The following is a 19,240-nucleotide window of genomic DNA, read 5'->3' on the forward strand; positions in this document are numbered from 1 at the left end:
CTCTCAAGACGCGAGTTTACCGCGCATCCTCCAATATCATGTCGGAGGCCTTTTCGGCGATCATGATGATCGGCGCGTTGGTGTTCCCCGACACGAGATCGGGCATGATCGAACCGTCGACGATTCGGAGGCCTTCGAGGCCCCTCACCTTCAGCCGCTGATCGACCACCGCGAGCGCATCATTGCCCATACGACAGGTCGAGGTTGGATGGTAGATGGTGCTGCCCCGCTCACGGCAATAGTCCAGCAGCTCGGCATCCGTGGACACCTTCGCTCCGGGATCGTACTCGTCGACCACGAACGGCTTCAGCGCCGGTGCATGCAATATCTTGCGCAGGATCTTCAGGCCTTCCACGTTGGTGGTGCGGTCGGTCTCGGTCGACATGTAGTTGATGCGGATCTCCGGCGGCACTGTCGGGTCGGCGCTCTTGATGCGCAAGGACCCGCGGCTTTCGGGACGGAGCTGGCACACCGACGCCGTGAAGCCGGAGAAATCGTGCAGCTTCTCGCCCATCTTGTCGGTCGAGAACGGCAGGAAGTGGACCTGGATGTCGGGCGAGGCCAGCCGCGGACTGGTCTTGAAGAACGCGCCCGCCGTGCCGGCCGCGATCGTCAGCCAGCCTTTGCGGAACAGCGCATAGCGCGCGCCAGCCATGGTGCGGCGGAGCGGATGATTGACGGTGTCGTTCAGCGTGATCTTCTGCGAGCAGCGCATCACGATGCGGACCTGCATGTGGTCCTGGAGATCGTGCCCGACGCCCGGCGCGTCCAGCACGACGTCGATGCCGTGCTTGCGCAGGAGGTCGGCGGGTCCGACGCCGGAGAGCTGGAGCAGCTGCGGCGAGTTGTAGGCGCCGCTCGACAGCACGACCTCCTTGCGCGCACGGGCGCGGCGCAATGTGGCGCCCTGACGGTATTCAACGCCGATCGCGCGGCGGCCCTCGAACAGCACGCGCTGGCCAAGCGCGCCAGTTTCGATCTTGAGATTGCGACGGGCCTTGGCGGGGCCGAGATAGGCCACCGCCGTCGAGGCGCGGCGGCCGTTGCGCGTCGTGGTCTGGAACAGGCCGACGCCTTCCTGGGTGGCGCCGTTGAAATCAGGATTGTAGGGCAGACCGGTCTCGACCGCGGCATCCATGAAGGCCTTCGACAGCGGGTCGGTCACCACCATGTTGGAGACCGGCAGCGGGCCGCCGCTGCCGTGGTATTGATCGGCGCCGCGCGACTGGTTCTCGGCCTTCTTGAAATAGGGCAGCACGTCGTCATAGCCCCAGCCGGCGTTGCCGCGCTGACGCCATCTGTCGTAATCCTCGTGCTGACCGCGGACATAGAGCAGGCCGTTGATCGAGCTCGATCCGCCCAGCGTCTTGCCGCGCGGCTGGAACACCTGACGGCCCTTCAGCTCAGGCTCCGGTTCGGTCTGGTACATCCAGTTGACGGTCTTTTCCTTGAACAGCTTGCCGTAGCCGAGCGGCACGTGGATCCAGATGTTGGAATCCTTCGGGCCTGCCTCGAGCAGCAGCACGCTGTGCTTGCCGTTGGCCGACAGCCGGTTGGCGAGCACACAGCCGGCAGAGCCGGCACCGACGATGATGTAGTCGAATTCAGGGTCGGAGGGTGTCAGGGAGGAAGTTGCGTTCATGCGCTACTGTTCTTTTTGTTGACGGGCGTTTCCAATCATCACTTAGCACGATCATGCAGCCACGCGCAGCGCCTCGACCAGCGACCTGAACGCACGGGCATATTCCGCACCCGCCCTTGCGATATCGGCGCGTCCGGCGCAGGCGACGGCGGCCTCCGTTACCGCGCCGAGCAGCAGCCGGGCCAGCGGCTCGACCGGCTGCCGCGCGATCAGGCCGGCCTCCATCGCCGCCGCAATCGCGCGCGGCAGCTTGCCGCCGAAATGTTTGGCGTCGATCTCGCGCCAGCGCTCCCAGCCGAGCACGGCCGGGCCGTCGCGCAGGATGATCTGGCCGGTCGGGCCCTTCGCGGTCGCGGCGAAATAATGCTGGGTGCCGGCGACCATCGCGGCAAGCACGTCCTTCTCGGCACGGGCCGTGCAGTCGATTTCGGCGACGAGGTCGCGCGAGACCTCATTGAACACCGCTTCGAACACCGCCTCCTTGGTCTTGAAGTGATGATACACCGCGCCCTTGGCGACGTGGGCGGCTTCGGCGATCTCGTCCATCGTCGTCGCGACAAAGCCTTGCGTCCCGAACAGGCGGCGCGCCGCCGTCAGGATCGCCTCCGATGTCGCAGCCCGCCGCTCCGCCTGTTTCGCCATGGGTCTGCTGTAGTCGAAATGGACGAGGACAGCCAGTTGACTTTTCGACCGTCGGTCGGTATTTACCGACCAGCAGTCGGTTTTATTCGTGAGGTGCACCATGCCGAGCCGTGATGTCGTCGAAGCTTTTGCCAAACGATTGGAGGACGGGGATTTCGTCGGGGCGATCCTCGACTACTACACGCCGGACGCCGCCACCTATGAAAACCAGGGCGATCCCGTGGTCGGACGCGACAAGCTCGCCGCCAAGGAGCGCGGCGTGCTGGCAGCCTTCAAGGAGGTCAAGGCGGTGCGCATTGGGCCGAGCCTGATCGAAGGGGATCATGTCGCGACGCGCTGGAGATTCAGCTTCACCAATGCCGAAGGCATCATCCGAACGTTGGATGAGATCGCATGGCAGACCTGGCGGGGCGATCAGTTGATCGAAGAGCGGTTCTATTACGATCCGAAGCAGTTGGGGCGGTGATGCCTGAAGCACAACTGTCATCGCCCGGCTTGACCGGGCGATCCAGTACTCCGAGACAGGCTTGATTGATCCGATAGGCCGCGGCGTACTGGATGCCCCGCCCCAGTGCGCAAGTGCGCACAAGGCGAGGCATGACAGCGGAATTGGTAGCGAACATAGCCTCCCGTCACAGCCGTAACGCGAGGCGCCGCATTTGTATCGATTTGTTATCGATACAATATCGCGAACACGCAGAAGTGGTCAGAGCAATCGTCGCAAGTTTGGATAATTCATAGTTCGTCAAAGGTTTGCAGCGAATTCTCCTGACCGGGCCGGACAAGCGGCCCATGCTGCTAGGCTCTGGAATGCGGACTCAAACGACCAGCTATTTCGCGCGGCTGTTCGCCGGTGATCTGTCGGCCTTTGGCGGTCCCGTAACCGACGAAGCCGTCGCCGGCCATATCCGCGCCGAACAGATGTCGCTGGTGCTCGGCTATTCGGTCGGCATCATGCTGGCCAATGCCTGCAACGCCGGGGTACTCGTCGTCGCGCTGTGGCATTCGCCGGACTTGAAGCTGGCCTTGATCTGGGCCGCCATCGTGGCGGGCGCCGCGATCGCGTTCGGCCTGCAATCCCATGCCGCGCGCCGCATCACCAAACCGCAATTCGTCTCGCGCCGGGCCATGCATCGGCTGGTGCGCAATGCTTTCATCCTCGGCGCCGCCTGGGGCACCGTTCCGGTCGCATTCTTCGTCAATGCCTCAACGGGCGGGCAGCTCGTCATCACCTGCCTTTGCTCGGGGATGCTGGCGGGGGGCGCGCTGGCCTTCGCCACCATCCCGATCGCCGCGATCGCATTCACGGCCCCGATCTTCGCTGGCATCGCGATCTGCCTCGGCAGGAATGGCGATCCGGCGTTTCTGCTGATCGCTTTCCTGGTGGTCGTCTACGGATCAGTGCTGCTGCGCAGCGTGTTCGTCAATTCGATCGCGTTCGCACGGCGCGTGATGCGGCAGATCGAGGCCGAGCGTACGGTGCGGCAGGACTCGCTGACCCATCTGCCCAATCGCGTCGCGTTCAACGAAACGCTCGATGCAGCCTTGAAGCGGCTCGCTCTGTCCGGCGAGGAATTCGCGGTGCTTCTGCTCGATCTCGATCGTTTCAAGGAGGTCAACGACAAGTTCGGCCATCCCGCCGGCGACGAGTTTCTGGTCCAGATCGCGAGCCGCCTGCAACGCTGCACCCGCGCGGCCGAGCATGTCGCACGCATCGGCGGCGACGAGTTCGCGCTGGTGATGGCCAATCGGGCGCGGCCGGAGGATGCGCTCGAGATCGCCGAGCGCTTCGTCGCGGCCTTCGATGAACCGTTCCAGATCGAGGGCCGCCAGATCGTCGGCGCGACCAGCGTCGGCATCGTGCTGGCGCCGCGTGACGGCAGCACGCAACTCGACATCATGAAGAACGCCGACACCGCGCTCTACCGCGCCAAGAAGGCCGGACCTGGCACGGTGTGTTTCTTCGAGGAAGCCGACGACCGCTCGTCACGCGACCGCAAAGCGCTGCAATCGGATCTGGAAGGCGCCATCGCCAGGGACGAGCTGTTCCTGGTGTTCCAGCCGTTCCTCGACCTCGGCGGCAACCGCATCACCGGCTTCGAGGCACTGCTGCGCTGGCAGCATCCCCAGCGCGGGCTGGTGCCGCCGAGCGAATTCATCCCGATCGCCGAGGAAACCGGGTTGATCCACGAGATCGGCGAATGGGTCGTCCGCCGCGCCTGCGCGACGGTTGCCGAGTGGCCCGAAGAGATCAGGGTCGCGGTGAATTTCTCGGCCGCGCAGTTTCACAACAACGGCCTCCTCCAGATCATCGTGCAGGCGCTCGCGGACGCGAAGATCGCCCCGCACCGGCTCGAGATCGAGATCACGGAATCGATGCTGCTGTCGAAATACGCCTCGGCCGCGTCGGTCCTGAACGCGCTGCTGGAGCTCGGCGTCACCGTGGCGCTCGACGATTTCGGCACCGGCTTCTCCTCGCTGACTTACCTGCGCAAGCTGCCGTTCAGCCGCATCAAGATCGACCAGTCCTTCATCCGCGACATGCTGGTGCAGCCCGACTGCGCCGCGATCGTGAAATCGGTGATTGGGCTCGCGCGCGACCTGCGCATCGGCGTGGTCGCCGAAGGCGTCGAGACCGCCGACCAGCTCGAATATCTGCGCCAGATCGGTTGCGACGAGGTGCAGGGTTATCTCATCAGCCGGCCGGTGTCGGCGGATGGCGTTCTGGCGCTGCTTGATCCGAAGAAGTTGCGGGCGACCTACGCGGCGTAGCCACCAAAGCATTCACGGCGTCACGGCCGGGCCTGTCCATCCACACCTACGACATCGCACGAAGAACGTGGATGCCCGGGCCTTCGCCTCGCCGAAGCGGCTCCGACCGCGCAGGCGGGACAAGCCCGGGCATGACGACCTCACCTCAGACCGGATCCGCCCGCAGCAGCGTGTCCACCGTGATGGTGCCGCGGGCGCGCGAAACGCAGGCGCAGATCTTCTGGTTGCTTTGCTTCTGATGGTCGCTGAAGAAGACGTCGCGATGGTCGATCTCGCCGTCGATGGCGACCACGTCGATGGCGCACAGGCCGCATTCGCCGCGCTTGCAGTCGTACATCACGTCGTGGCCGCTGGCGTTGAGGACATCAAGCATCGAGCGCTCGCGCGGGATCTCCAGCTCGACATCGGAGCCCTTCAGGCGCACGCGAAATGTCTCGGTCGGCAGCGTGCCGCTCGAACCGAACGTCTCGTAGCGGAGATCGGGAAGCGGATGGCCGGCGCCGATCCAGGCGTGGCGCGCGGCATCCAGCATCCGCATCGGGCCGCAGAACAGCGCCAGCGTGTCTTTGGGCACCGAGGCGAACAGGGCGTCGAGATCGAGCCGCTTGCCCTCATCGCTGGCGTGAACGACCAGGCGATCACCCAGCGTTGCGGCGAGATCGTCGAGATAGGCGGCCTCGGTGCGCGAGCGCACCGCGTAATGCAGCGTGACATCGGTGCCGCGCCGGGCCAGCGCCTGCGCGGCACCGAGGATCGGGGTGATGCCGATGCCGCCGGCGATCAGGCAGTAGTTTTGGCGTGCCCAATCGACGGCGAGCAGCGAGGCGGGCGTCGTGATGTCGAGCCGCGCGCCCGGCCGTAACGACCACATATAGCGCGAGCCGCCACGCGAGTCCTGGGCGCGGCGCACGGCGATCCTTAGACCCTGGGACGAGGCTTCCCCGACCAGCGAATAGGACCGCGTCTCGGGCTGCCCGTCGATGGTAACGCTGATATTGATGTGGCTGCCGACCGGATAGGCCGTGCCGTCGAACTGGTCGGGCCGGATCAGGAATTCGCGGATGCCGGGTGCGAGATCGCGCATCGAGACGAGCGTCGCCGGAATCCAGGTTTCGATGAAGCGCATGGCACTCCCCTCAATCGGTTGCGGACCTGATCAGCGCGAGCGCCGGCAAGAGGTCGAGATGGGTCCGGTTGCGCAGTGCGAGCCGCAAATTGCGCACCGCGAGCCGCGCATGCTCGCGCATGACCGCTTCGGCGCGGGCGCCTTCGCGGTTCTCGATGGCGTCGATCACGACGCGGTGGTGCTCCTGCCCGATGATCAGGATTTGCTGTGCCTCGGGCAGCGCCGACTGCGCCATCACGAAACCGCTCGGGGACGCAAACGGCAGCGACGAGGCGCGGTCGATCTGCCGGATCAGCGGCGGGCTTCGCGACAATTCGGTGAGCAGGGCGTGGAAGCGCGCGTTCAAAGTGACATAGGACGAGAACGCATCCACCGAGATCGGGACCTGGCGCAACAACTCGTCGATCGCGGCGAGGCACTCCTTCAGCGGCTCGAGCTCGCGCGCGGAGACGCCGCGCTCGGCGGCAAAGCGCGCGGCGAGCCCTTCCAGCGTTCCGCGCAGCTCGATGGAATCAGAGATGTCGCGCTCGGAGAACGCCTTCACCATGAAGCCGCCGGAGGGAATCGCCTCCAAGAGGCCCTCCTCCTCCAGCCGCACCAGCGCCATGCGCACCGGGGTGCGCGAGGCGCCGGTGGTCTCCACCGCCTGGAGCTCGGAGATGCGCTCGCCCGGGCGCAACGAGCCCGACAGGAGCTGGTCGCGCAGCGCGAGCTGCGCCTTCACGGTCTGCGAGACGGAGCGGTCGACCTCGCGCTCGGCCATGTCGGCTTACTCCGCGGCCTGAAGATGCTGCGGCGGATTTTCCTTTGCCACCATCTTGTCGATCAGCTTGCGCGTCCACATCGCGCCGGCGTCGATGTTGAGATTGTAGAAGATGCGATCCGGGTTCTCGTCCATCGCGCGCTGCTGCGCCTCGAGGATCAGCTCGTCCTCGTGGAAAATGCCGGAGACGCCCTCGCGGATCTCGGTAGTGATGCGCTGCTCACCGAGCTGATAATTGCGCACGAAGGCCCAGAAATAGTGGCAGGTCTTCTCGGTCTCCGGCGTGATGGTGTTGAGCACGAAGCCGTTGACGCCTTGCGAGCGGTCGCCTTCGGGCGCGCCGGTGCCGGTCGGCGCCACGCCGACGTCGATGGCAATGGTGCACGGCGCCTCGAAGCGGATGATCTGCCAGCGATCGACGAGCCCGGACTTGCCGAGCTGCTTGGCCCAGAACGGCGGCGCCTCGATGCCGCGCATCCAGCGCGTCACCGTCACCGTCTTCTCGCCATGGGTGACGTCGAACGGCGCCTCCGCAACCGCCTCGTTGCCGATGGACGAGCCGTGCACGAACGTCTCATGGGTGAGGTCCATGAGGTTGTCGAGCACGAGGCGATAGTCGCAATTGACGTGGATGGTCTTGCCGTCGCCGGCCCAGGCGGGGTCGTGATTCCAGTGCAGGTCGGGCACCAGCGCAGGATCCGCCAGCGCGGGATCGCCCATCCAGAGCCAGATGTAGCGATGACGCTCGACCACCGGATAGGCGCGCACGCAGGCCGACGGGTTGATGGTCTCTTGCGAGGGCATGAAGGTGCAGCGCCCTTGCGCGTTGTACTTCAGGCCGTGATAGCCGCAGACGACGGTGTCGCCTTCGAGCCTACCCTTGGACAGCGGCACCAGGCGGTGCCAGCAGGCATCCTCCAGCGCAGCCACCGAACCATCGGCCTTGCGGTACATCACGACGTGCTTGCCGCAGATCGTCCGCGGCAGCAGTGCCGGCTTCACATCGGCGTCCCAGGCGGCGGCATACCAGGCGTTCATCGGGAAGGGTTTTGTCACCGGTTCACTCCAAGGCTTGTGGATACGTTATGTATACAATAGCGGAGGAATGGAATCGTTCAAGGGCGGATGGGAGCGTATTATAATACCTTTATCTCGCATCGTGTATACAAATCTGTTCCGCTGTCATTCCCCGCGAAAGCGGGGAATCCAGTACTCCGCGGCGGTTGTTGGTTTACTCAACTGGCGCCACGGCGTACTGGATCACCCGCTTTCGCGGGTGATGACACCTGTTGATGCGGCGAGTCTCCCCCCCCCGGGGGAGCAGTGGCAGCGGCGCTTTGGCTCGACGACTACGCCCCGAACACCTTCGCCAACCCTGTCTGAGCCTCCTGCTGAATCGCCTTCAGGTGCTCGGGGCTGCGAAAACTCTCCGCGTAGATCTTGTAGACGTCCTCGGTGCCTGACGGCCTTGCGGCGAACCAGCCGAAATCGGTCTCGACCTTGATGCCGCCGAACGGCTGGCCGTTGCCGGACGCCTTGCTCAGGGTGGCGCGGACGGGATCGCCGGCGAGATCCTTCAGGGCGAGCTGCTCGGGCGTGACGGACTTCAGGATGTTTTTCTGCGGCGTGGTGGCGGCGACGTCGATGCGCGCGTAATGGGGCACGCCGAACTCGACGGTGAGATCGTTGAAGAGCTGGCTCGGATCGCGGCCGGTCTTGGCCATGATCTCGGCCGCGAGCAGGCCGAGGATGATGCCGTCCTTGTCGGTGGTCCACACCGTGCCGTCGCGACGCAGGAACGAGGCGCCTGCACTCTCCTCGCCGCCGAAGCCGAAGCCGCCCGTGAGCAGGCCGTCGACGAACCATTTGAAGCCGACCGGGGTCTCGACCAGCTTGCGGCCGAGTTTTTCGCGACGCGGTCGATGATCGAGCTCGACACCACCGTCTTGCCGATCGCGGCGCCCTTGCCCCAGTTCGGGCGGTGCGCGAACAGATAGAAGATCGCGGTCGCGAGATAATGGTTCGGATTCATCAGGCCGCCGGTGCGCGTCACGATGCCGTGGCGGTCGGCGTCGGTGTCGTTGGCGAAGGCGACGTCGAAGCGGTCGCGCATCGCGATCAGGCTCGCCATCGCGTAAGGCGAGGAACAGTCCATGCGGATCTTGCCGTCCCAGTCCACCGCCATAAAACGGAACGTCGGGTCGATCGCCTCGTTCACCACGGTCGCCTTCAGGCCGTAGCGCTCGATGATCGGATGCCAGTAATGCACGGCGGCGCCGCCGAGCGGATCGATGCCGATATTCACGCCGGCGGATTTGACCAGGTCGAGATCGACCACGTTGCCGAGATCGGCGACATAGGGTGTGACGAAGTCATAGGCGTGGACGTTCGCGGCTTTGCGTGCCCTGGCGTAGTCGATGCGGTTCACGCCTTTGAGGCCGTCGGCGAGATAGGCATTGGCGCGCTTCTCGATCACGGAGGTCGCGTCGGTGTCGGCCGGTCCACCATGCGGCGGATTGTATTTGTAGCCGCCGTCCTCGGGCGGATTGTGCGAAGGCGTGACGACGACGCCGTCGGCAAGGCCGGAGGTGCGGCCCTTGTTGTAGGTCAGGATCGCATGCGAGATCACCGGCGTCGGCGTGTAGCCGCCGTCCTTGTCGATCATGATGTCGACGCCGTTGGCCGCGAACACCTCGACGGCGCTGACCAGCGCCGGCTCGGCCAGCGCATGGGTGTCGATGCCGATAAAGAGCGGACCGGTCAGCCCCTTTTCACGTCGGTAATCACAGATTGCCTGCGTCGTCGCGAGGATATGGCCCTCGTTGAAGCTGGTTTTGAACGAGGTGCCGCGATGGCCGGAGGTGCCGAACGCCACCCGCTGCGCGGGATCGGCGACATCAGGCTTGCCGGCGAAATAGGCCGTCACCAGCCGCGGAACGTTGGTGAGCGCGTCCGGCGAGGCCTGCTTGCCCGCCGCGGGATGAACATCAGCCACTGGATATACCTCGTCCTGTCGTAGAATTGCGCGATACCATAGCATCGGCCAAGCCCCCGCCAAGAGCACAACACCCGCGATGGGGCGGCCGTTCCTGGGATCATGCTATGGTCTTTTGATCGGGGCTTTTCGAGTCGGGGCATGACGCTGTTTCAGAGGCTCTTGGTTGTTCTGATGGCCTGGTTTGCGACGGCTGGCATCGTGCCCGATGCAATGGCCGCGGAGTTCTACACCGAGGACTTGCGTATCCCGATGGCCGAGGCCGGACCGCAGGGCCTGGAGGCGTTCCTGGTCCGGCCAGCCGGGACCAAGCGCTATCCGCTCGCGCTGCTCAGCCACGGCTCGCCGCGCAGTTTCGACGATCGCGCGACGATGTCCGCGCACAAATATTACGGCATCGCTCTCGAATATGCCCGGCGCGGTTTCGCCGCGCTGATCGTGATGCGGCGCGGCTACGGCACCTCGCCCGGCGGGCGCGTCGACAGCGTCGGCGGCTGCGCCAATGCCGCTTATCTGCCGGCGGCGGCGGTCGCGGTGGCGGATTTGCGCGCGGCGATCGAGGCGATGGTGCGCAGGGCCGACGTCACCACCTCGGGCATGATCGCGGCCGGCCATTCCGCCGGCGGGTTCGCCACTGTCGCCTTGACCGCGCAGGCGCCAGCGGGTCTCGCCGCCGCGATCAGCTTTGCCGGCGGGCGCGGCTCGCGCGACGATGACGACGTCTGCAATCCGAACGGGCTGGTGCAGGCCTTCGCCACGTTCGGCAAAACCTCCCGCGCGCCGATGCTGTGGGTCTACGCCGCCAACGATTCGTACTTCGGTCCCGACCTCGCGCGCCGCCTCCATGACGGATTTCGCGCCAGCGGCGGCAACGCGAAATTCGTCGCAGCGCCGCCTTACGGCGACGATGGCCACTATCTCTATTCGGTGGTGAGCCGTCCGCAATGGACGCCCTATCTCGACGCCTTCCTGCGCGAGCGAGGTCTCGGCCACGACGTCCTGAGCCCGCCCGATCCGCTGCCGCCGCCGGGCCAGCTCAGCGAGGCCGCGCGGGCCGAGTTCGCGCGCTATCTCGCCAGCACGATGCCGCACAAGGCTTTTGCGGTGTCGCCGAACGGCGGTTACGGCTGGCGTACGGGGCGCGCGACCGCCGACGACGCCCAGCGCGATTCACTTGGCGCCTGCACAAAATGGTCACCCACCTGCACACTCTATGCGGTCGACGACAAATTGGCCGGGGCTGCGCCAAGCACATCAACCGACCAGAGCTCGCGGTCGCGATAGCTTCATTGCGCCGCTGGCCGGTCGCGCCGTCCGAGCCAGGCCGCCAGAAAATCGGTTGTTAACTCGAAAGATATAATACATGTCCATGCTGCGGGATCGAACACACATCAATGCCCGCGCGGCGTGGACACACGTTGCGATCGCTGTGCTTTGGTTGGCATCCACCTCCGTGCACGCTCAGGGCAGCGCTCTGAACGCCGCGGAACCGGCGTTGGCGGCTGGCGGTCACGATGCAGATCTCGGCGCTGGAGAGACGCCGGCCTCGCGGGCGGCGATTCGAAAAATTATCGAAAGAGAAACGGCCAGGACCGATCTGCCCGCCGACATCGCGGAGGCCGTCGTCTTCGTTGAAAGCGGATACAATCCGGGCACCATTGGCGCCGTCGGCGAGATCGGCCTCATGCAAATTCGACCCGAAACGGCAGCGATGCTCGGATTTCGGGGACATAACGCAGAGCTCGCAGAGCCCGATATCAACATCCACTATGGCGTTCTCTATCTGAGCCGCGCATGGCGCCTGGCAGGCGGGGACCTTTGCCGCGCCCTGATGAAATATCGAGCCGGTCATGACGAGGAGTCCATGACGCCGCGCTCCCAGGTTTATTGTCATCGCGCCCGTAATCGTCTTGTCTCTATGAACTCGATGAATGTGGGAAACCAGGCTGCCGCCGTCCCAGATGTGGCACCGGCGCCAACTCCGGCGCCCACCGTCTTGAAGTCAGCGCACAATCAAAAGAGACCGGCGCAGCCGAAGGACGTTTACGCACGTTACCGTCAAGGCACGGCGGTCGCGAGCAGGGCATACTGGGCGGCACAGGAAGCCCGGGTCCGCATCATCAAGGCTCGCGTCGAAGCCAAGTGGAAACGGATCGCATCACGCCAATAGAATTAGAGTCGCCTGCCTTGAGACGAGCAGCGATTGGACGAACGACATTTTTGAAACCGGACTTTGAAACCGAACCTGAATAGAGATCATGCACAATAGTTTGAGAGTTTTGTTTGCAATCTTCGCGACCGGCGCCGTGGCGCTGTCGGCCTTTCTCGCCATTCGGTTCCTGGTCGGCTTCAGTGGCTGAAGCCGACGGCTCAGCCGGCACCGTTTCGTGCTGCGCCCGGCTCTAGAGCCGTTCGCTCAGCGCGAGCTTGTAGCCGACCCCGGTGACCGTGGTGATGACGGGCGTGCCGCTGCCGACGAGCTTGCGGCGCAGCCTCGCCACCAAGGCATCGACGGTGCGGATGTCGACCTCGGCCTGGCGATTGCTGACGACCTCGATCAGATAGTCGCGGCTAAGCGGCCTGCCGTCGGCACCGACGAGCGCTGCGAGCAGGTCGAATTCGGCGCGCGTCAGCGCCACCGGCTTGCCGTCGCTGCCGAGCAGCTCGCGCCGCGTCAGGTCGATGATCCAGTCGCCGAAGGCGATCGAATTGTGGTTGCGCGCCGCCTTGCGGTCGATCGAGCGCCGCCGCAGCACGCTTCGCGCGCGCGCGAGCAGATCGCGCAGATCGATCGGCTTGGTGACGTAGTGGTCGCCCGCGACCTCGAGGCCGAGGATGCGATCGACGTCGGTGTCGCGGCGGGTCACGAAGATGATGCCCGCGTTGCTGGTCGCCTGGATCTCCTTGGCGAGATCGAAACCGTCGCCGTCGGGCAGCTGCACGTCGAGGAAGACGAGATCGGTCCGCGTCCGCAGCGCCTGGCGGCATTCCGCGCAGGAGCTGGCGCCGACCACGTCGAAATTGTTCTCGCTGAAATAGCCGACCAGCATCGTCCGCGTCACCGGATCGTCCTCGACGACGATCAGCCGCTCGCGGCCAGCGACACGCAATTCCTGGACTGCGGAATCAGCCACGATGTTGGATGTCCTGTGTGCTTGCGGGCCGACCTCGAAGCTCAGGTCGCCGAGCGCGCCGTCCTGTGAACGTACATTCACGACTGTTCGAGCCCCCTCGAATTGCCTGCTGCAATACTAGGCGCGTTATCGCGCCCAAACAACATTGGTCACGATCTGGCCGTATTAAGTATGAATTGGCCCACACTTCTCGTCCCGCGCATCATGTTCGGGAGCCCCGCACAAGCGGTTGTTGTGGGGGCTGACGGCCGTCCCACGGACGCTTGCCTCGCCAACCGCTTCAAATCTACTGTAACGCCCGAAAAGTCTGCCCCAGGAGGTGGCGCCATGGAAGTCATCCTGCTCGGCACCGGCGGCCCGCGCCCGGACCCGCGCCGCATGGCGACGACAACGCTGATCAGGCTCGGCGAGGAAAATATCCTGATCGATGCAGGCCGCGGCGTCATGGTGCAGCTCAACAAGGCCGGCGTGCCGCTCGGCTCCATCAACACGGTCTTTCTCACCCATCACCATTTCGACCACATTGGCGACCTCTACGACGTGATGCTCAATTCATGGATGCACGGGCGCAAGGACGATCTGCGCATCTATGGACCGCCGGATACCGAACGGCTCGTCAATACGCTGGTCACGCAGGTCTACGACAAGGACATCACCTGGCGCGATCAGGGCGAGCCGAGCTTCGGCGGCTGGAAACCTGTCGTCGCGACCGACATTATACCGGGCCCCGTTCTCGACACCGGGCGCTGGAAGATCAGTGCCGAACTCGTCTCGCATGGCGACGGCCTCGACATGTCGCCGGCCTTCCTCGCACGCTGGACGTGCCTCGGCTACCGCTTCGAGGCCGAAGGCAAGGTCATCGCAATTTCCGGCGATACGGTGCCGTGCCCCGGTCTCGAACGACTGGCTGAGGGGGCCGATCTGCTGGTCCAGTGCTGCTTTCTCGCCACGCCGGAGATCGACAACGAGCACCTGCGCCGGCTTGCGAAATTCACGATCGCCTGCGGCGATACAGTCGGCAAGGTCGCGGCCAAGGCCGGCGTTAAGAAGCTCGCGCTGACTCATCACCGGCCTCGCACCGATGATTCCATGCTGAATGCGCTGCTCGCGGATGTCAGGCGGGACTACGCGGGTCCTGTCGTGCTCGGCGAGGACCTCACGCGGATCGAGGTCTGAGAACTTGAGATGCGCGAAGGCCGTCCGGCCTCAGGACGATCCAACCTCAACCCGAAATGACAATTGCTCTTCCGTCCCGGGCGCGATGTGCATCAGGCCCGCCTTGTCAGTGAATTCGCCGTCGAAGCCGGCGGGACTGGCATAGCCGCGCCAGGGCTCGATGCAGAGGAACGGCGCGCCCGACGGTTTCGACCAGACGCCAAGCTCGCGAAAGCCGCGCCATGACATTTTCAACCACGGCCCGGTGGACGCGCCCTGCTCCGCGGCATAGCGGACCGAAGTGCTCGCGATCCGATCGAAGATGATTGCGTCGTCGACGAACAGGGATTCTGACAGGGGCAACACGGAGCCTTGGACCGGGCTCGGCTCCGTTGCCGGACGCAGCAAGCCGCCGTCGAGACGGCGGACGGGGGATGGCTCTGCGTTCGCGAAGCTCAGCGCGTAACTCTCCTTCGCCAGTCCTGGTTGCAGCGGCCAGTTGAAAGCGGGATGGCCGCCGAGCGAGGCCGGCAACATCTCCTTGCCGGTGTTCGCGACCACGAGTGAAAGATCGAGACCGGATTCGTCGAGCGCATAGGTCGCCGTCAGGCGGAACGCAAAGGGGTAGAGCGCGCGCGTCGTCTCGCTGTCTTCGAGCACCAGGATACAGCGACTTTCGCCACGTTCCACCCACGCAAAGCGGCTGTCACGCGCGAAGCCGTGCTGGGTCATCCGGTAGGTCCTGCCCCGGTGCCGCAATTCGTCACTGGCGAGACGCCCGACGATCGGAAACAACAGCGGCGCATGGCGCGGCCAGGCCGCCCCCGCCTGCCAAACGAACTCGATGCCGGCATCGCTCGCCAGCGAACACATCTCCGCGCCTTGCGCCTTGATGGTCGCGGCGAGCCCGCCGCAGCGGATTGTGTGCGTGTCGTCGGTCATAGTAGCCTGCTCCGATCATCGCAATTCGCAGGACAATTTCTAAATGTTCGCGGAATGTTGGAGCGACATTCTGCTCAAGAGCGCTGATAGTCGTCTTCAATCCGGATGATGTCGTCTTCCCCGAGATAGCTTCCAGTCTGGACCTCGATCAGCTCCAGCATGATTTTACCGGGGTTCTCCATCCGGTGTACCGCGCCCATCGGGATGTAGATGGACTCGTTCTCGTGCACACTTTTGACGGTCTCGTTGACGGTGACGCGGGCTGTGCCGCGGACCACGATCCAGTGCTCGGCGCGATGATGGTGCTTCTGCAGCGACAGACGCCCGCCCGGCTTCACCACGATGCGCTTGACCTGGTGGCGCTCGCCATTGTCGACCGACTGGTAGCTGCCCCAGGGCCGATGCACCTTGAGGTGCTCCTCGGTGACCTTCGGTGCGACCGCCTTGAGTTTCGTGACCAGCCGCTTGAGCCCGTTGGCATCCTTCTGACGCGAGACCAGCACTGCGTCCGCGGTCGCGACCACGATGAGATCGTCGACGCCTTCGAGCGCGACCAGCGCGGAGTCGGTGGTGACGTTGCAATTGCGGCTATCCTCGAACACCGCACTGCCATGCGACGCATTGCCTTGCGCGTCCTTGTCCGACAATTCCCACACTGCGTGCCAGGAGCCGACGTCGGACCAGCCGCACGACACCGGCACCACCGCTGCGCGCGCGGTCTTCTCCATCACCGCATAGTCGATCGAGATCGCCTTGGCCGCGCCGAACGCCTCGGGCTCCAGCGTCACGAAGCCGAGATCGCGGCCGGCATTGGTCACGGCATTGGAGATGGTCTCCACGCTCGCCGCATCGACCTTGCGGTATTCGTCGAGCAATACGCTGGCCGGGAACATGAAGTTGCCGCTGTTCCAGAGATAGCCGGAATTGAGGTAGTCGGCTGCCTTCACCGCATCCGGCTTCTCGACAAAGCGCGCGACCGCGTGCACCTCGCCGGAGATGACCTCGCCCGGGCTGATATAGCCGTATTCGGTCGCCGGCCGCTCCGGCTTGACGCCGAAGGTGACGATGCGCCCGGCGCTCGCGGCGGTGAGGCCCTGGCGGCACGCCGCGACGAACGCGGCATTGTCCTGCACCACGTGGTCGGCGGCGAGCGCGAGCACGATCGCCTCACTCGAGCGGTTCTGCGCAAACACCGCGCCGGCTGCGATCGCAGGACCGGAATCGCGCCGCATCGGCTCGAGGATCACGTCGGCCTCGATGCCGATTTCCGCGAGCTGCTCCAGCACCATGAAGCGGTAGGAGGCATTGGTGATGACGATCGGGCGATCGAACAGCGAGGCCTCGGAGACGCGGAGCAGCGTGTCCTGGAAGGTCGAGCGCGTGCCGAACAGCGGCAGGAACTGCTTGGGGCGCACCTCGCGCGAAGCCGGCCACAGCCGCGTTCCGGCACCGCCGCACATGATCAGGGGGATAATTTTTTGGGACACGTGTGAGCTACTCAAGAGAGGGGTTTATACGCGGTGATAATTTCGGTACCATTCGACAAAGCGGCCCAAGCCATCCGCCAGCGGCGTCGAGGGCGTGAAGCCGACGTCGCGTTGCAGGGCCGAAATGTCGGCGCGCGTCTCGAGGACGTCGCCTGCCTGCATCGGCAAAAGCGTGCGGATCGCGGGCTTGCCGATGATCTTCTCCAGTGTCTCGACGAACTCGATCAAATCGACCGAGCAATTGTTGCCGATGTTATAGACGCGATACGGCGCATAGCTCGACGAGTTTTCCGGCTGCTCGGCGTTCCACGCGGGATTCGGCGTCGCGGGGCGATCGAGGGTGCGGATCACGCCCTCGACGATGTCGTCGACATAGGTGAAATCGCGCCACATATTTCCATTATTGAAAAGCTTGATCGGCTCACCCGCAAAGATCGCGCGCGTGAAGAGCCAGGCGGCCATGTCGGGCCGGCCCCATGGACCATAGACAGTGAAGAAGCGAAGTCCGGTCACCGGCAGCTTGTGAACATGTGCGAACGTGTGCGCCATCAGCTCGTTGGCCTTCTTGCTCGCGGCATAGAGGCTGACCGGATGATTGACCGAATGCTCGGTCGAATACGGCAAGGTGCGATTGGCGCCATACACGGAGCTCGACGAGGCGTAGACGAGATGCGCCAGGCCGTGGCGCCGGCCCGCTTCGAGCACGGTGACGAAGCCATCACAATTGGCGCGGATGCTGGTGATGGGATCGTCGATCGATGCGCGCACGCCGGGCTGCGCCGCAAGGTGCACCACGCGGTCGGGCGAGACCTCGTCGAACACACGCGTCACCGCAGCGAAATCCGCCAGGTCGATCTCGTGGAACGTGAAAGCCTCATGCTTGAGCGTCTCGAGGCGAGCGCGCTTGAGCGCGGGATCATAGTAAGGGGTCACTGCGTCGATGCCGACAACTCGTTCCCCGCGCGCAAGCAAGCGCTCACAGACATGCATGCCGATGAAGCCGGCAGCGCCGGTAACCACCACGGGGGCCAAAATAAACTCCGTTGTCCGTCCTCATATACCGCATTGCCAGACTGAACCGGTAGAGGCAAGGGTTCAGCATTGGAGAACAGCCCCCTCGCATCGGCAAGCTTAATGCCGGGCGCTTCGGATGTCAGCCTTCCCCAAGTTAACCAGACGGGAGCGCCCTCTGCCTGCCGACGCAACATCAGGCGCGCGTCCATAAAAGGCTCCCGGCTGCCCGGCAAGACTTTCAACAAGTGTTCCCGGGGAGCGCCGAACGAACAGCGCGATCACTACCGATGCCGTCATAATTTCGTGCCTTCGGGCTGCTTCTTTCCGTGCTCACATTTGGTTCGAAAGCACAAATCGCGACCCACGCGTTGTGGCATCGACAACCCGAACGGCACAAAATTGAAGCTTTTCATCAACGGCCGCTTTCTCTCGCAAAAGCTGACCGGCGTTCAGCGTTATGCCGCCGAACTGGTCAAAGCGATCGATGCGTTGCTTGCGTCCGACCAATCGCCCGCTGCCCTCAGAGGAGCCGAGTGGCAATTGCTCGTGCCGAGCGAGACGAGCGAAGCGATCAATCTCGCCCACATCAAGGTACGCAAGATAGGACGGCTGAGCGGACATGCCTGGGATCAGATTGAACTTGCGCGCGCCGCCGCTGGAGGTCGCCTGATCAGTCTGGCCAATGCCGGACCTGTGTTTCATGGCGATCATATCGTCGTCATCCACGACGCACAGGTCTTCCGCCGGCCCGATTTCTTCAATTGGCGCTATTTGGCCGTCCACCGCACGATGGGCCGCCTGCTTGCACGGCGGGCCACGATCGCGACCGTATCGGCCTTTTCTCGCAATGAATTGGCTGCAATGCTTGGCCTTTCGAAAACGGACATTCCGATATTCCCCAACAGCGCGGAGCATTTCGCGTCCACAACGCCTGATCACGGTATTCTCGAACGATTAGGGCTTCAGCTGGGAAAATATTTTCTCTTTGTCGGCTCCAGAACCAAGAACAAGAATCTCGCCGTTGCAATCGAGGCGGCGCGGCTGCTCGAACGAAAGGACGTTCCCCTCGTCATTGTCGGCGGAGATAACAGCAAGGTATTTCAAGACAATCTGGGCGAGAGCGAATCGGGCCTGCTTCTGGCAGGACGCCTGGCGGATGGCGAGATTGCAGCTCTGTATGCGCACGCTCTGGCGTTTGTCTTTCCCTCTCTATACGAGGGCTTCGGTGTACCGCCACTTGAAGCCATGATCTTCGGCTGTCCGGTCATAGCCTCGACGGCTGACGCGGTGATGGAAACGTGCGGCGAAGCAGCTGCTTATTTTTGCGCCAACGATGCTCAAGCGCTGCAACAGCTTATGCTCGAAAGGTTGGCAATCGGCGCAATCTCTGATCAGGAGCGCCGAAAGCAACAAGATCGTCTTGCATTATATTCGTGGCAAGACTCGGCGCGAGCACTGTTGGATTTTCTCGCGTCGCGCGCATAGCGGCGACAACGGCCGCCATCCAACGAGTTCCGTGTGTACGTTCGACTTCGAAGCAAGAGAGCTTCGACATCGCGGCGCAACAA

15 protein-coding genes and 1 pseudogene are annotated in these 19,240 nt (G+C 64.1%); 6 read left to right on the forward strand and 10 right to left on the reverse strand.

Annotated elements, in window-relative coordinates:
* Window positions 1-16: 16 nt before the first annotated feature.
* Together AB3L03_RS09695 and AB3L03_RS09700 are read right to left on the reverse strand one after the other, a co-directional pair.
* Window positions 17-1,642, reverse strand: coding sequence for a GMC family oxidoreductase (locus AB3L03_RS09695; RefSeq protein ID WP_204513797.1), 1,626 nt, complete (start codon window positions 1,640-1,642; stop codon window positions 17-19).
* 51 nt (window positions 1,643-1,693) lie between these two features.
* The gene (locus AB3L03_RS09700; RefSeq protein WP_368508476.1) at window positions 1,694-2,284 is read right to left on the reverse strand and encodes a TetR/AcrR family transcriptional regulator; all 591 of its coding nucleotides are present in this window, start codon (window positions 2,282-2,284) and stop codon (window positions 1,694-1,696) included.
* 100 nt (window positions 2,285-2,384) lie between these two features.
* Here AB3L03_RS09700 and AB3L03_RS09705 point away from each other — a divergent pair, with 100 nt between their 5' ends.
* Complete coding sequence (locus tag AB3L03_RS09705) at window positions 2,385-2,750, forward strand: nuclear transport factor 2 family protein (protein WP_018455021.1); 366 nt, start codon at window positions 2,385-2,387, stop codon at window positions 2,748-2,750.
* A 344-nt stretch (window positions 2,751-3,094) separates the two neighbouring features.
* The gene (locus AB3L03_RS09710) at window positions 3,095-5,056 is read left to right on the forward strand and encodes a bifunctional diguanylate cyclase/phosphodiesterase (RefSeq protein ID WP_204513796.1); all 1,962 of its coding nucleotides are present in this window, start codon (window positions 3,095-3,097) and stop codon (window positions 5,054-5,056) included.
* Between the two features lie 145 nt (window positions 5,057-5,201).
* Here AB3L03_RS09710 and AB3L03_RS09715 read toward each other — a convergent pair whose 3' ends face one another.
* From AB3L03_RS09715 to pgm, 4 genes and pseudogenes are all read right to left on the reverse strand, one after another.
* Complete coding sequence (locus AB3L03_RS09715; RefSeq protein WP_204513795.1) at window positions 5,202-6,182, reverse strand: PDR/VanB family oxidoreductase; 981 nt, start codon at window positions 6,180-6,182, stop codon at window positions 5,202-5,204.
* Window positions 6,183-6,192: 10 nt separating this feature from the next.
* Window positions 6,193-6,945: a GntR family transcriptional regulator gene (locus tag AB3L03_RS09720; RefSeq protein WP_204513794.1), complete on the reverse strand. Its 753-nt coding sequence runs from the start codon at window positions 6,943-6,945 to the stop codon at window positions 6,193-6,195.
* 6 nt (window positions 6,946-6,951) lie between these two features.
* On the reverse strand, window positions 6,952-8,001 hold the full coding sequence (locus AB3L03_RS09725) for an aromatic ring-hydroxylating dioxygenase subunit alpha (protein ID WP_198957655.1): 1,050 nt from the start codon (window positions 7,999-8,001) through the stop codon (window positions 6,952-6,954).
* A 293-nt stretch (window positions 8,002-8,294) separates the two neighbouring features.
* A pseudogene (gene pgm / locus AB3L03_RS09730) lies at window positions 8,295-9,940 on the reverse strand (phosphoglucomutase (alpha-D-glucose-1,6-bisphosphate-dependent)).
* A 141-nt stretch (window positions 9,941-10,081) separates the two neighbouring features.
* On the opposite strand from pgm, the gene AB3L03_RS09735 reads away from it, so the two are divergent.
* Together AB3L03_RS09735 and AB3L03_RS09740 are read left to right on the forward strand one after the other, a co-directional pair.
* The gene (locus tag AB3L03_RS09735; protein ID WP_085357448.1) at window positions 10,082-11,224 is read left to right on the forward strand and encodes a S9 family peptidase; all 1,143 of its coding nucleotides are present in this window, start codon (window positions 10,082-10,084) and stop codon (window positions 11,222-11,224) included.
* A 79-nt stretch (window positions 11,225-11,303) separates the two neighbouring features.
* Window positions 11,304-12,110: a transglycosylase SLT domain-containing protein gene (locus tag AB3L03_RS09740; protein ID WP_231188821.1), complete on the forward strand. Its 807-nt coding sequence runs from the start codon at window positions 11,304-11,306 to the stop codon at window positions 12,108-12,110.
* Window positions 12,111-12,342: 232 nt separating this feature from the next.
* Here the strand turns inward: AB3L03_RS09740 and AB3L03_RS09745 are convergent, their stop codons facing one another.
* A complete protein-coding gene (locus tag AB3L03_RS09745) occupies window positions 12,343-13,155 on the reverse strand; it encodes a response regulator transcription factor (protein ID WP_085349962.1) in 813 nt (270 codons plus the stop codon).
* Window positions 13,156-13,401: 246 nt separating this feature from the next.
* Here AB3L03_RS09745 and AB3L03_RS09750 point away from each other — a divergent pair, with 246 nt between their 5' ends.
* A complete protein-coding gene (locus tag AB3L03_RS09750; RefSeq protein WP_085349963.1) occupies window positions 13,402-14,250 on the forward strand; it encodes an MBL fold metallo-hydrolase in 849 nt (282 codons plus the stop codon).
* Window positions 14,251-14,280: 30 nt separating this feature from the next.
* Here AB3L03_RS09750 and AB3L03_RS09755 read toward each other — a convergent pair whose 3' ends face one another.
* The 3 genes from AB3L03_RS09755 to AB3L03_RS09765 all read right to left on the reverse strand — a co-directional run bounded on the left by AB3L03_RS09755 (window position 14,281) and on the right by AB3L03_RS09765 (window position 17,690).
* Window positions 14,281-15,171 carry an aldose 1-epimerase family protein gene (locus AB3L03_RS09755; RefSeq protein WP_085357447.1) on the reverse strand — a complete coding sequence of 297 codons (891 nt, stop codon included), beginning with the start codon at window positions 15,169-15,171 and terminating at the stop codon, window positions 14,281-14,283.
* Window positions 15,172-15,245: 74 nt separating this feature from the next.
* On the reverse strand, window positions 15,246-16,658 hold the full coding sequence (locus tag AB3L03_RS09760; RefSeq protein ID WP_368508477.1) for a mannose-1-phosphate guanylyltransferase/mannose-6-phosphate isomerase: 1,413 nt from the start codon (window positions 16,656-16,658) through the stop codon (window positions 15,246-15,248).
* Window positions 16,659-16,682: 24 nt separating this feature from the next.
* Window positions 16,683-17,690 carry an NAD-dependent epimerase gene (locus tag AB3L03_RS09765; protein WP_026233673.1) on the reverse strand — a complete coding sequence of 336 codons (1,008 nt, stop codon included), beginning with the start codon at window positions 17,688-17,690 and terminating at the stop codon, window positions 16,683-16,685.
* Between the two features lie 381 nt (window positions 17,691-18,071).
* On the opposite strand from AB3L03_RS09765, the gene AB3L03_RS09770 reads away from it, so the two are divergent.
* Window positions 18,072-19,157, forward strand: coding sequence for a glycosyltransferase family 4 protein (locus AB3L03_RS09770; RefSeq protein WP_368508478.1), 1,086 nt, complete (start codon window positions 18,072-18,074; stop codon window positions 19,155-19,157).
* Window positions 19,158-19,240 lie beyond the last annotated feature (83 nt).

It is taken from the genome of Bradyrhizobium lupini, from assembly GCF_040939785.1.
Lineage (GTDB): Bacteria > Pseudomonadota > Alphaproteobacteria > Rhizobiales > Xanthobacteraceae > Bradyrhizobium > Bradyrhizobium canariense_D.